The sequence below is a fragment of the Paenarthrobacter ilicis genome, from assembly GCF_016907545.1.
Taxonomy (GTDB): domain Bacteria; phylum Actinomycetota; class Actinomycetes; order Actinomycetales; family Micrococcaceae; genus Arthrobacter; species Arthrobacter ilicis.
In genome coordinates this window covers 1458605-1471280 of sequence record NZ_JAFBCD010000001.1, presented here as the reverse complement: position 1 = coordinate 1471280, position 12676 = coordinate 1458605, and the positions used below count along the sequence as shown (strand labels likewise).

General features: G+C 62.9%; 13 protein-coding genes. 6 read left to right on the top strand and 7 right to left on the bottom strand.

What is annotated here, in order from left to right; translation table 11 throughout:
- Positions 1-166 precede the first annotated feature (166 nt).
- Genes JOE60_RS06750 through JOE60_RS06740 form a run of 3 tightly spaced genes read left to right on the top strand, consistent with a single transcriptional unit; the run spans position 167 to position 2300 of the window.
- Positions 167-931: an ABC transporter ATP-binding protein gene (locus tag JOE60_RS06750; RefSeq protein ID WP_167264855.1), complete on the top strand. Its 765-nt coding sequence runs from the start codon at positions 167-169 to the stop codon at positions 929-931.
- 8 nt (positions 932-939) lie between these two features.
- Entirely contained in the window at positions 940-1683 is a 744-nt protein-coding gene (locus JOE60_RS06745) for an ABC transporter permease (RefSeq protein WP_167264975.1), read from the top strand.
- A complete protein-coding gene (locus JOE60_RS06740; protein WP_167264854.1) occupies positions 1680-2300 on the top strand; it encodes a TetR/AcrR family transcriptional regulator in 621 nt (206 codons plus the stop codon). Before JOE60_RS06745 ends, JOE60_RS06740 begins: the two co-directional genes overlap by 4 nt.
- Positions 2301-2325: 25 nt before the next feature.
- Here the strand turns inward: JOE60_RS06740 and JOE60_RS06735 are convergent, their stop codons facing one another.
- From JOE60_RS06735 to JOE60_RS06705, 7 genes are all read right to left on the bottom strand, one after another.
- Complete coding sequence (locus tag JOE60_RS06735; RefSeq protein WP_167264853.1) at positions 2326-3057, bottom strand: hypothetical protein; 732 nt, start codon at positions 3055-3057, stop codon at positions 2326-2328.
- A 78-nt stretch (positions 3058-3135) separates the two neighbouring features.
- Positions 3136-4014, bottom strand: a complete 879-nt coding sequence (locus JOE60_RS06730) for a GNAT family N-acetyltransferase (RefSeq protein ID WP_167264974.1) — start codon at positions 4012-4014, stop codon at positions 3136-3138.
- Positions 3977-5143 (bottom strand): flavodoxin-dependent (E)-4-hydroxy-3-methylbut-2-enyl-diphosphate synthase, encoded by a 1167-nt coding sequence (gene ispG / locus JOE60_RS06725; protein WP_167264852.1) that lies wholly within the window; start codon positions 5141-5143, stop codon positions 3977-3979. Before ispG ends, JOE60_RS06730 begins: the two co-directional genes overlap by 38 nt.
- Positions 5144-5191: 48 nt before the next feature.
- Positions 5192-5485, bottom strand: coding sequence for a YciI family protein (locus JOE60_RS06720; protein ID WP_167264851.1), 294 nt, complete (start codon positions 5483-5485; stop codon positions 5192-5194).
- Positions 5486-5549: 64 nt separating this feature from the next.
- Positions 5550-6881 carry a M50 family metallopeptidase gene (locus JOE60_RS06715; RefSeq protein ID WP_167264850.1) on the bottom strand — a complete coding sequence of 444 codons (1332 nt, stop codon included), beginning with the start codon at positions 6879-6881 and terminating at the stop codon, positions 5550-5552.
- A 30-nt stretch (positions 6882-6911) separates the two neighbouring features.
- The gene (gene dxr, locus JOE60_RS06710) at positions 6912-8096 is read right to left on the bottom strand and encodes a 1-deoxy-D-xylulose-5-phosphate reductoisomerase (RefSeq protein ID WP_167264849.1); all 1185 of its coding nucleotides are present in this window, start codon (positions 8094-8096) and stop codon (positions 6912-6914) included.
- A gap of 71 nt (positions 8097-8167) precedes the next feature.
- Positions 8168-9205, bottom strand: a complete 1038-nt coding sequence (locus tag JOE60_RS06705) for a LacI family DNA-binding transcriptional regulator (protein ID WP_167264973.1) — start codon at positions 9203-9205, stop codon at positions 8168-8170.
- Between the two features lie 309 nt (positions 9206-9514).
- Here JOE60_RS06705 and JOE60_RS06700 point away from each other — a divergent pair, with 309 nt between their 5' ends.
- The 3 genes from JOE60_RS06700 to JOE60_RS06690 are packed head-to-tail and all read left to right on the top strand — an operon-like array spanning position 9515 to position 12673.
- Positions 9515-10834, top strand: coding sequence for an extracellular solute-binding protein (locus JOE60_RS06700; RefSeq protein WP_167264848.1), 1320 nt, complete (start codon positions 9515-9517; stop codon positions 10832-10834).
- Positions 10835-10838: 4 nt separating this feature from the next.
- A complete protein-coding gene (locus JOE60_RS06695) occupies positions 10839-11774 on the top strand; it encodes a carbohydrate ABC transporter permease (protein WP_167264847.1) in 936 nt (311 codons plus the stop codon).
- Positions 11774-12673 carry a carbohydrate ABC transporter permease gene (locus JOE60_RS06690; RefSeq protein ID WP_167264846.1) on the top strand — a complete coding sequence of 300 codons (900 nt, stop codon included), beginning with the start codon at positions 11774-11776 and terminating at the stop codon, positions 12671-12673. The genes JOE60_RS06695 and JOE60_RS06690 overlap by 1 nt, the downstream gene beginning before the upstream one ends.
- Positions 12674-12676: the final 3 nt, after the last annotated feature.

Sequence of the window (12676 nt, the reverse complement as noted above, 5' to 3'; positions counted from 1 at the left end):
CCATCCGCACCCCAACGACACGGCTTGGGAAGAACCTATGTGATCGGGAGCACCTTTTCAAGCGGGTGCCTGAATTTCCCCGGCTTGGAACAGGTCTTGACCCCAACCACCAGAAGGCCCACACTCTAATTCATCAATTGATGAATTAGCTCCCTTGGAGGCCGTCATGCCCCAATCCGCATCTGCCATCGAGGCCGTGGGCCTTCATGTCACACGCGCCCGGTCGCCCATCCTCCGGGGCCTCGACTTCACGGTGGAATCCGGGGAAATCACCGGACTCCTGGGCCCTTCAGGGAGCGGCAAGACCACCTTGATGCGTGCCATCGTGGGGGTTCAACGCATCACCAGCGGCACCGTCAAGGTCTTCGGACAGCTCGCCGGGAGCACCGCCCTCAGGCACGACGTCGGATACGTCACCCAGGGCGCCAGTGTCTACGGTGACCTCAGCGTTGAGGCGAACGTCCGGTACTTCGGCGCCATGCACGGCGCGACGACGGCCGACGTCACCGAGGCGATTGACGCCGTCGGACTCCAAGCGTTCGCCAAGCGGAAAGCAACAGACCTTTCCGGTGGGCAGTTCAGCCGCGTATCGCTGGCCTGCGCACTCGTCTCGCATCCCCGCCTATTGGTGCTGGATGAACCAACAGTGGGCCTGGATCCGGTACTCCGGGCAGAACTGTGGGACCGGTTTGCTGCCATGGCCCGCAGCGGAACAACCCTGCTGGTATCGAGCCATGTCATGGAGGAGGCGTCCCACTGTTCGTCGCTGTTGCTCCTCCGGAACGGACAGCTGATGGCCCACCTCACCCCGGCGGAATTGGCCGAACGTGGCCGCAGCCGGGATCTGGAGCGCGCCTTCCTGAACATCATCACCGCGGAAGCCACTGCCGCTCCTGGCCAAAACCCGACACCGACAGGGGTGGCATCATGAACATCCGCATGACCTGGGCAACCAGCACCAGGGTCCTGGCGCAACTCCGGCACGACCACCGCAGCGTCGCCCTGATCCTGGTGGTTCCTGCCCTGCTGCTGACGGCTGTCTACTTCCTCTACGACAACGAGACACTTCCGCCGGGGGTCCCCCGCACCTTTGACCGGGTTGGTTTGATGATGCTGGCCATCTTTCCCTTCGTGGTGATGTTCCTGGTCACCTCCATCACCATGCTGCGCGAACGAACGTCCGGCACCCTGGAGCGGCTCCTGACCACCCCGATCCACAAGGCCGACCTCTTGTTTGGCTATGCGCTGGCCTTCTCGATCATGGCCGCACTCCAGTCCTTGGTGGCTACAGCGGTGGCGTACTGGGTCTTCAATCTGGACATCCAGGGAAGTCCAGGGCTGGTGGTGATGATTGCGGTGATCAACGCGGTGCTCGGAGTCGCCCTGGGGTTGCTCTGCTCCGCCTTTGCCCGCACGGAATTCCAGGCGGTGCAGTTCATGCCGGTAGTGGTGGTGCCGCAGATACTGCTGTGCGGGTTGTTTGTGGCGAGGGATGACATGAACCCCGTCCTGGACGCCATCTCCGGGGTCCTCCCGTTGACCTTTTCCGTTGACGCCTTGAAGGAGATCGCCGGAAACGCCACTGCCACCGAGGTTCTATGGCAGGACACCCTGATCATGGGCGGAATCGTTCTGGTGGTGTTGGTGCTTGGTTCCCTGACGCTGCGGCGGCAGACCCGGTGAGCCTGCCGTCCGCCAAGCGAGGCAGGCGAACCGCCGGCGACCATTCACGCGAGGCCATACTGGACGCCGCCCGCACGCTCTTTGCCGAGCACGGGTTCGAAGGGACCAGCCTGCGGCAGGTGGCCCGGGACGCGGGAGTAGACCCGGCCATGGTGCACCACTTCTTCGCTGGCAAGGACGAGCTGTTCGCCGCCAGCGTCGCCTTACCGGCCAATCCCGCGGAGGTGCTGTCCGGCGTCGAAACCACCCTGCCGGAGCACCGTGCCGAAGCGATTGTCAGGGCCATCCTGCGGCTCTGGGAGGGACCTGCACAGCACGGCCTGGTGGCTTTTGCCAGGGGGACCCTCGGATCAACCGCCAAGACAGCCCTGCTGCGCGAAATGGTCAACCGGGTCATCTTGTCCAGGGTGGTTGCAGGCTTGCCGGGCACGCCCGAAGAACTGCGCCTCCGAAGCAACCTGGTGGCCAGCCAGGTCATCGGCCTGGTGCTGGTCCGCTACGTCATCAAACTTGAGCCGCTGGCCGGCGCAGCGCAGGATGACGTGATCAGGATGGTGGCCCCCACCATCCAGCGCTACCTCACGGGGGAACTGGACGGCCCGGGAGCCACCACCTGACGGCGCCTTTGGGGGCCGGTGAGGGCTACTTGACCAGTGCTGCTGCCTGGTCCATCAGGGTTCCGGCGGCGGCTGCGCCGTCTGCCGCGGCGTTCGGGCCCGATGCCGTCGCGGAGATCAGCACGCCACCCTTGACAGCAAAGGCCGACACGGTGGATTGGGTCTGACCGTCTGGAAGGGTCATGGTGGTTTTGAGCCCCACAGTGCCCGGGACGGATCCGATTCCATCAACCTTCTCGGTGTTCACGGTCATGGCGGTGCCGCCCATGGTCATCTTCATGGTGGAGCACGTGGCGATCTGGGACTCGCTGCCCTTGAGGTTCTTCTGAAGGGTTTCTGCCGGGACGCCGGATACCAAAGCCACGCTGGAGACACTGCCGGTAGCGGTATCAACTTTGGCGCCAGTGGCGCCGGTGGAGCCTTCAATCGATTGCGAGGCGCCGGACATGGCCAAATCCTTGCACTCGGCCGGTTCGATGTTCATGGAGCCCATGAGTTTCTTGAGTGGATCGGCCTGGGCCGCAACATCATCAATGGTGGTAACGGTCAGTTCCGTGCCGTCAGCAGGCTTGATCTGCTTGACCAGGTCCGTAAGTTCAGCCGACGTGTACTGCTTGGCCGCAGTGGGCGTCGGAGAGGGTGCCTCACTTGCGGCTGAGGGAGCGGCATCCGTGGAGGAGCCGGAGCCACCGCAAGCAGTAAGACCCATGACCAGCAGCCCTGACACGGCGAAACCGCGCAGCATATTCTTGTTCATTCGTTTCCCCAATGGAGTCGAGTGTTCCGGTGGTGGCGGTCGCCAACACGGACAAGAATACTGGATTCCCCATCGACTTTAGAAAAGGACGGTGGCGAACATTCCCACTTGCTGGAAGCCCACACGTTCATAGGTGGCGCGGGCCTTGGCGTTGTAGTCATTGACGTACAGGCTGGTCACCGGAGCGAACGTCCGGGAGAGGTTGACGACGGCGGCCATGTAACCGGCGCTGTGGCCACGTCCACGGAGCTCCGGGTTCATCCACACGCCCTGCACCTGGGTGACGTCGGCTGTCACCGCCCCAAGCTCGGCCTTGAAGACCACCGTGCCTGAGGCATCGATGTGCACCAGCGAATGACCCTGCCGGATGAGGCCCGCCACGCGTTTGCTGTAGAACTCCTGGCCGCCCAGGAACGGGGAATAGCCCACTTCCTCTTCGAACATGGCGGCGCAGGCCGGAAGGATGCGGTCAAAGTCGGCCATCCGCCCGAAAGACAGGGAGGGGTTGGCGTCTATCGAAGGGGTTCCTGAGATTGTGAGCAGTGGCTGTTGGGACCGCACCTCATGGGCCGCGTGACCCAGTTCCTCAAAGCGGGAATGGAGGGCCAACACGGTTTCCGAGGGACCAAAGATGGACGCAAAACGGCGCCCGGTCTGATGCGCTGCGAAGGCCACGCAGTCCACCAGCGAGGGGTCCAGCTGCACCGGCACAAGGTTGGCGCCCGCCCAGCAGGCACCCACCAGCGTGCCGCCGTCGAAAACGCCGAACACGCTGGCGCCGCCACTGGTGGGAGCGGCGGTGCCGGAACTTTCCAGGTGCGCCAGGATGAAAACGTTGGCTACAACGTCCTGGCGTGCAAGCTCGCGAAGAGCCAGGGTGTCGGCATTGCCGAGCACCCTGACTCCCAAGCCGTCCTGGTTACGAGACGCTAACCACGGGGCTACCCTTGACAGCATCTTCGCCATCGGCCTCCCCCATCTCTTCGGCGATGCGCATGGCCTCTTCGATCAGTGTCTCAACAATTTCGCTTTCAGGCACGGTCTTGATGACCTCGCCCTTCACAAAAATCTGGCCCTTGCCGTTGCCTGACGCCACACCAAGGTCCGCTTCACGGGCCTCGCCGGGTCCGTTGACCACACAACCCATGACGGCGACGCGAAGGGGAATCTCCATTCCCTCCAAACCCGCCGTGACCTGTTCCGCAAGCGTGTACACATCCACCTGGGCACGGCCACACGACGGGCAGGACACGATCTCAAGCTTGCGCGGACGCAGGTTCAAGGACTGCAGGATCTGGTTGCCCACCTTGATTTCTTCCACCGGAGGGGCGGAAAGGGAAACCCGGATAGTGTCGCCAATGCCGCGGGACAGGAGCGCTCCGAAAGCCGTTGCGGACTTGATGGTGCCTTGGAAAGCGGGGCCGGCCTCGGTGACACCCAGGTGCAGGGGCCAGTCGCCCTGTTCAGCAAGCAGTTCGTAGGCAGCCACCATGATGACGGGGTCATTATGCTTGACGGAAATCTTGAAGTCGTGGAAGCCATGTTCCTCAAAGAGCGAAGCTTCCCAGACCGCCGACTCCACCAAGGCCTCCGGAGTGGCCTTGCCGTACTTCTTCATGATGCCCGGCTCCAGCGAACCGGCATTGACGCCGATGCGGATGGACGTGCCGTGGTCCTTTGCTGCTGCAGCGATTTCCTTGACCTGGTCATCGAATTTGCGGATGTTGCCCGGGTTCACACGAACCGCCGCGCAGCCTGCCTCAATGGCAGCAAAGACGTACTTGGGCTGGAAGTGGATGTCCGCGATCACCGGGATCTGCGATTTACGGGCGATGATGGGCAACGCCTCGGCATCATCGGCCGACGGGCACGCCACGCGGACAATGTCACAACCTGACGCTGTGAGCTCCGCGATCTGCTGAAGGGTGGCGTTGATGTCCGTGGTGGGCGTGGTGGTCATCGACTGCACGCTGATGGGGGAATCGGAACCGACTCCTACCGATCCAACCTTGATCTGCCGCGTTTTGCGCCGCGGGGCAAGGACGGGGGGTGGGGCTGCTGGCATTCCCAGGCTGACCGAGGTCACGTGGACTCCTTGGGTTGGGGTGGATCGGTGTGGTGAAGATCGCCCTGATCAGGACGCGTGGGCAGCCAGGACGCCGATGATCGGCGACCATTCCGTGGTGCGTATTCCGGCAATGACACCGGCTTCAGCGAACGGGTCCTGCTTGAGGACGGCGGTGAGTGCGGCTTCGTCTGCAGCGGTGAAGATCAGCAGGGCGCCCGCACCGTCGCCGTAGGGGCCGCTGGCCAGAAGGGTGCCTTGCTCGGCCAGGTCGGCAAGCCAGGCGCGGTGCGATGCTCGGGTTTGATCGCGGAGGTCGCCGGAATCGGCGGCGTAAACGTACTCAACAGCGAAAACAGTCATGGTGCTAGCCTATCCCCACAGTTCGGGCAATGATGCGCACGGGCCGGGCGTTGGCGTTCACAACTCAGCCAAAGATGTTCACGGGCTTGACGATGTCCGCGTAGATCAAGAGTGCACCCATGGCCATCAGCAGTGCCGCCACCACGTAGGTGACGGGCAGCAGCTTGGCGATGTCGAACGATCCCGGGTCCGGCTTCCCGCGCAGCCTGGCGAATTGCCGGCGGACCCCCTCATAGAGTGCACCGGCCACGTGGCCACCATCGAGTGGGAGCAGCGGGATGAGGTTGAAGATGGCCAGGGCGAAGTTCAGGCCGGCAAGCAATCCCACCAGGGTGCCGATGCGGGCCTGCAGCGGTACTTGTTCCATGGCCGCCACTTCCCCGGCAACCCGTCCGACGCCCACCACGCTGATGGGCCCGTTGGGATCGCGGGGTTCTTCACTGAACGCCGCCTTCGCCACACCAACCACGCGTGCAGGAAGGTTGAAGATCACTCCCGCGATCTGCTTGATGTTCTCACCGGCCATGGGCAGCACGGCCGACGCCGGTTGCGGAACCAGGGCGCTTTGCGGACCGATCCCCAGGAAACCGACTTCCTGATACTTCAAGACTCCGTTGGCATCCTGCTCCGGCCTGCCGTCCGGCCCGGCGACGGGCCGTGAGGTGAGTACCGGAGTGACGGTGGTTTGGACAGTGTTTCCGTTGCGTTCCACCGTGATGGGCACGTCTTTGCCCGCTGAGGAGCGGATCCACCCTGTGAGTTCGTCCCAGTTGGTAACGGGTTTCCCGTCAAAGGAAGTGATGGTGTCGTTGGGTTGCAACCCTGCCGCGGCAGCCGGCGTCAGCTTGCAATCGGCCGAGTTGGGATCCACGCTCTCCCCCGCCGCCACCTGGCATTTGGAGACGTCGGAGATGGTGGTGGTGGCCGTGGCCACCCCGAAGCCCATCACGAGCACGGCCAGCAGGATCAAGCCAATCAGCATGTTCATGGCGGGACCGCCCAGCATAACAATGATCTTTTTCCATACCGGCAGCTTGTAGAAGACCCGGTTCCCGTCCTCGGGACCAACTTCCTCGTGCGCCATGGAGCGCGCCTCGGTGGCCAGCGTTTGGAACATTCCCGTGCTGGAAGGACGGACTGAACCGTCATTCTTGTTGGGCGGGTACATGCCAATCATGGATACGTAACCGCCCAATGGCAGCGCTTTGAATCCGTACTCCGTCTCACCCTTTTTCCTGGACCAGAGAGTGGGTCCAAAGCCGATCATGTACTTGGTGACACGGACCTTGAAGAGTTTCGCGGGCACCAGGTGACCGACCTCGTGCAAGGCAATGGAGACCGCGACGCCGATGGCGACGAAGACAACTCCGAGAATGAAAAGAAGGACGGGACTCATGCCGGTGGGACTGCTTCCGTAAGGTTGGCTCTACTGGGGGCTGCTGGATAAATGATCATGCGTGCGGGCTCGTGCCCACGCCTCAGCATCCAGCACCGACTCCACCGTCAGCTCGGAAGAACCTGAATGTTCGCTGAGGACGGACTCCACGGTGTCCACGATGTCCGTGAAACGTATGCGGCCGGCATGGAAGGCCTGGACGGCTTCCTCGTTGGCGGCGTTGAACACGGCCGGGAAGGTACTCCCCTGCTTTGCGGCATCCTTGGCAAGCCCCACCGCAGGGAAAGCCACGGCGTCCAGGGGTTCGAACGTCCAGCTGGTTGCCTGGGTCCAGTCGCACGGCGTGGCGGCGTGGGGAACCCTGTCCGGCCACCCCAGGCCCAAGGCGATGGGCAGCCGCATGTCCGGAGGCGAGGCCTGGGCAATAATGGATCCGTCCACGAACTGGACCATGGAGTGGACCACCGACTGCGGGTGGACCACCACGTCGATCCGGTCCAGGGGAACATCGAACAACAGGTGTGCTTCGATGACTTCCAAGCCCTTGTTGACCAGGCTGGCCGAGTTGGTGGTGACCATCAGACCCATGTCCCAGGTGGGGTGTGCCAGGGCTTCCCGGGGCGTCACGTGGTGCAGTTCGTCGCGGGACCGGCCCCTGAACGGGCCGCCGGAGGCGGTGAGGATCAGTTTGTCGACCTCCTGCTCCGTCCCTGACCGCAGGCATTGGGCAATGGCGGAGTGTTCCGAGTCCACGGGCACTATTTGGCCGGGGCGTGCGGCAGCTTTGACCAGCGCGCCGCCAACAATCAGTGATTCCTTGTTGGCCAAGGCGAGCGTGGCTCCGGTCCCCAGCGCGGCCAGCGTGGGTGCCAGGCCGATGGAACCAGTGATGCCGTTGAGGATCACATCGCACTCGATGGCAGCTATGTGCGTGGAGGCGTCCGGACCAGCAACAATTTCCGGCGAGTAGCCGGACACGCCGGCAGAAGATGCAGCGGCGTCAATGAGTTCCCTCAGTGCAGCCGGATCACCGCCCGCAATTCCCACGGCCTGCGCCCGGGTATGGACGGCTTGGCGCGCCAGCAGCGGCAGGTTTCCGCCACCAGCGCTCAGCGCAACCACTTCGAAGCGGTGCGGGGCGGCGTCGACGACGTCGATCGCCTGTGTGCCGATGGAACCGGTGGACCCGAGGATGACGATCTTGCGCGGCTGCATTGCTTAAGTATCCCAGCCACATGCTGCCACTGCGACCGGAGCCGCGGGTAAGTGGAAAACCTCCTGTGGTTCTAGGCGGAGTGAGCGCTGGGAACCCGGGCCTGGGTGCGTGGGGGCGCCGTGGACTCACGGACCACCAGGTGCGTGGCCAGTTCCATCCGCCGGGAGTCAATTTCCTCCCCCTCCAGCTGGCGCAGGATGAAGTTCAGCGCGGACCGGCCAATTTCCTGAAGAGGCTGGCTCACCGATGTCAGTGGAGGGATGGATTCCTCCGCCTGGTACGTGCCGTCGAATCCCACCAGGCTCATCTCTTCCGGGATCCGAACGTCCTGTCGCCGCGCCTCGGCCAGGACCCCCAGGGCGATGCTGTCACTGCCGGCGAAAATTGCCGTGGGCGGATCTTCCAAAGCCAACAAAGCCTTGAAGGCGGCAGCACCATTTTCCGGCCGGAACTTGCCAGCCGACACGTACTCGTGCTCCACAGTGATGCCCTCGGCCATGAGCGCAGCCATGTAGCCGTGGAGCCGGGCCTGGCTGCATTCTGCGGTCTCGGGTCCGCCGATGTAGGCGATCCGGCGGTGGCCCAACTCCAGCAAATGCATGGCAGCGGCCTTGCCTCCGGCCCAGTTGCTGGCCCCGACGCTGAAGAGGTTGGCCGGTGGCGGGTTGAGCGGATCAATCACCACGATGGGAATCCGGCGGCGCTGGAATGCTTCGAGCTGGGCTGCCCCGAACGCTGAGGTCACAACAATCATTCCGCTGCGTCCCTCATCAATCATCCGCTGGGCGCGCTCTTCCGGGCCAAGCCGGGGAGGCGACTGCAGCCCCGTCACGGAGAGGATCACCTCCATGCCGGAGGCATTTGCCTGCTCCATGACGCCGTTGAGTACCTCCATGTTGTAGGCAGAATTCAAGGAATCGAAGACGGCTTCCACAGCGCGCTTGCCCGGATTGCCCTTGCGCTGCAGGGGTGATTGGTAGCCCGTGCGCTCCAATGCGGCCATGACCCGGGCACGGGTGGACGCGGCTACATCCTCACGCCCGTTGACCACTTTGGACACCGTGGGGACTGACACGCCCACCTCCTGCGCAACTGCGGAGAGGGTCATCTTGGAGGGCCTGTTCGGGAGGGCCACGGCATACCTTCTTTCGAAAACTTTCGATCTGCGTTCAGTGTGAAGCACGGATGATTTCACGTCAACAGAGACCGCCAACGCTCAAATTTGTTTCCCTTTGGCACTTGACGGTGACGTAGGTCACCGCTAGCTTAGGTGGGCACTTCCGAAAGGAGTTTCGAAACATTTCGAAATTCATGAAGAACCGGCGATCGCCGTCGATCCCCTCCTGGCCGAAGTGCGGCTTTCACACGAGCAACCGGGCCATCAGCGTCGAGCCCGTAAGACGAATGGAAACAGCACATGAATAACCTGAAGTTGCGTACCGCCGGAATGGCCGTCTCAGCAGCAGTCTTGTCCATCTCTCTGGCAGCATGCGGATCCTCGGGCCCGGCTGGAACAGGAGCCTCCTCGGATTCAGCAACCATGTGGGGACTGACCGGCGGTGACCAGCCCGTCTTCCAGGCGTCCGTGGACTCCTGGAACAAAGCTCACCCCGATTCCTCCATCAAGCTCGATTTCTTCGCCAACGATGCCTACAAGACAAAGGTCCGCACCGCCGTCGGCGCCGGCCAGGGTCCCACCCTGGTTTACGGCTGGGGCGGCGGCGTGCTGAAGTCCTACGTTGATGCCGGGCAAGTCGATGATCTTTCCGGCTTCCTCACCGAGAACCCGGACGTGAAGAGCCGCTACCTTCCCTCCATCCTGGAAAGTGGCGTGATTGACGGAAAGACCTACGCCCTGCCCAACAACAAGGTGCAGCCGGTTGTCCTTTACTTCAACAAGGAAGTCTTTGAGAAGGTGGGCGTGCAGGCTCCCAAAACCTGGGACGAACTGATGGCACTGGTGCCCAAGTTCAAGGCCGCCGGCATCGCTCCGTTCTCCTTGGGCGGCCAGTCCAAGTGGCCCGACCTGATGTGGCTCGAATACCTGGTGGACCGCATCGGCGGCCCCGAGGTCTTCGCGAACATTGCGGCCAACAAGCCCGGCGCCTGGTCCGATCCAGCCGTCATTGAGTCCCTGACCAAGATCCAGGAGCTGGTGGACGCGGGTGGCTTCATCAACGGTTTCTCGTCCATTGCCGCTGACAGCAACGCCGATCAGGCCCTGCTCTACACCGGCAAGGCCGCAATGATCCTGCAGGGCAGCTGGATCTACCAGGGCATGAAGAAGGACGCTGCCGATTTCGTCAAGAGCGGCAAGCTCGGTTACACCCCGTTCCCCACCGTTTCAGGCGGCAAGGGCGATCCCGCGAACGTAGTTGGCAACCCGTCCAACTTCTGGTCCGTGTCCTCCAAGGCCACCGACGCCCAGAAGAAGACCGCCCTTGAGTACGTCAAGGACGGAATGTTCACCGATGAGAACGTCAAGTCCCTGATCGACTCCGGAGCAGTTCCCGTGGTCACCGGCATCGAAGACAAGCTCGCCGCCTCCCCGGACAAGGACTTCCTGACCTACGTGTACGGCATGGCCAAGGACGCCCCGGACTTCACACTGTCCTGGGACCAGGCACTCAGCCCCGCACAGGGCGATGCCATGCTGGCGAACCTGGACCAGATCTTCCTGAAGAAGATCACCCCCGAACAGTTCGCTTCCACCATGAACGCGACGATCGGTAAGTAGTCACGTGTCCACTGCTACTGCACCTACCCGGGAGCACACTTCCCGGCGGGATCAGCCGTCCCGACGGACCTTGGAAAAGGGTCCGTCGGGGTGGCTGGCAGCCCCTGCCCTCGCGTTCTTCACGCTGTTCGCCATCCTCCCTTTGCTGGGTGTCCTGTTCCTGAGCTTCACCCGTTGGGACGGACTTGGCGAGATCAAGCTTGACGGACTCTCCAGCTGGCAGACCGTGCTGGCTGACCCGGTCACCGGCAACGCTTTGCTGGTCACCGCCAAGATCATGTTCTTCTCCTTCGTGGTCCAGGCGCCCATCAGCCTTCTGCTGGGTGTGTTCACCGCGGCCAGCCAGAAGTACCGCGCTGCCCTGGCAGTCCTTTACTTCGTGCCGCTGCTGTTGTCATCAGCTGCTGTGGCCATTGCGTTCAAGGCACTCCTGGATCCCAATTTCGGCCTCGGCCCCGGGCTTGGCTTGCCCTTCCTGGCGCAGGACTGGTTGGGCAACTCCGACCTTGTGCTGTTCGTCGTGGTGTTCGTGATTGCCTGGCAGTTCGTTCCGTTCCATACCTTGATCTACCAAGGTGGCGTGCGCCAGATCCCTACCTCGCTCTACGAGGCCGCCCAGATCGACGGCGCCGGACGGGTCCAGCAGTTCTTCAACATCACCCTCCCCCAGCTGAAATACACCATCATCACCTCCTCCACCCTGATGGTGGTTGGTTCCCTGGCGTACTTCGACCTGGTCTTCGTGCTCACCGCCGGCGGACCTGGCTACTCCACCCGCCTGCTGCCGCTGCATATGTACCTGACCGGGTTCAAGGCCAACGACATGGGAGCAGCCAGCGCACTGGGCGTGATCCTGGTGGTCATCGGCCTGGCCCTGGCCCTGTTCCTTCAACGCCTGGGCGGCAAGAACCGCAACGACAGCCAATTGGAAGGTGCGTAATGGCTTCCGCAACCCAACTCCCCACCCGACCCGCAGCGCCGCCCACCCAGGCGGGCGCCCGCCGTCGGACACCGGGGCCCGGACGCGCGCGGCCCAACCTGCTGGGCGGCTTGGGCGGCTGGGCCTGGCTGGCAATCATTATTGTGCCGGTGTACTACGTGGTCATCACCAGCCTGAAGAACCAGGCAGGCTTCTTCACCTCAAACCCGATGCTGCCGCCTTCTGAACCAACGCTGGACAACTACAAGCTGGTGTTGGAGAACGAGTTTGCGAAGTACTTCACCAACAGCCTGATCGTGACAGTGGGAAGCGTGATCCCGGCACTGCTGGTCTCCTTCATGGCGGCCTATGCGATAGTCCGGGGCAAGGGTAAGTTCCTCAGCTGGACCAACAACATCTTCCTGCTGGGCCTGGCCATCCCCCTCCACGCCACCATCATCCCCATCTACTGGATGATCACCAAGGCGCACATGTACGACACCCTGTTGGCTCTGATCCTGCCGTCCATCGCGTTCGCCATTCCCATCTCCGTGCTGATCCTGTCCAACTTCCTCCGGGACGTTCCCAACGAGTTGTTCGAATCGATGCGGCTGGACGGGTGCTCGGATTGGGCCATGCTGTGGCGGCTCGCGCTGCCCATGACCAAGCCCGCAGTGATCACCGTTGGCATTTACAACGCACTCAACGTGTGGAACGGATTCCTGTTCCCGCTGATCCTCACCCAGAGCCCTGAGACCAGGGTCCTGCCGCTGTCCCTGTGGACCTTCCAGGGCGAATTCAGCGTCAACATTCCCGCTGTCCTCGCCTCCGTGGTCCTGGCCACCTTGCCGCTCCTGGTGATCTACGTGGTGGCACGCAGGCAGTTGCTCAGCGGCCTGACAGCCGGCTTCAGCAAGTAACGC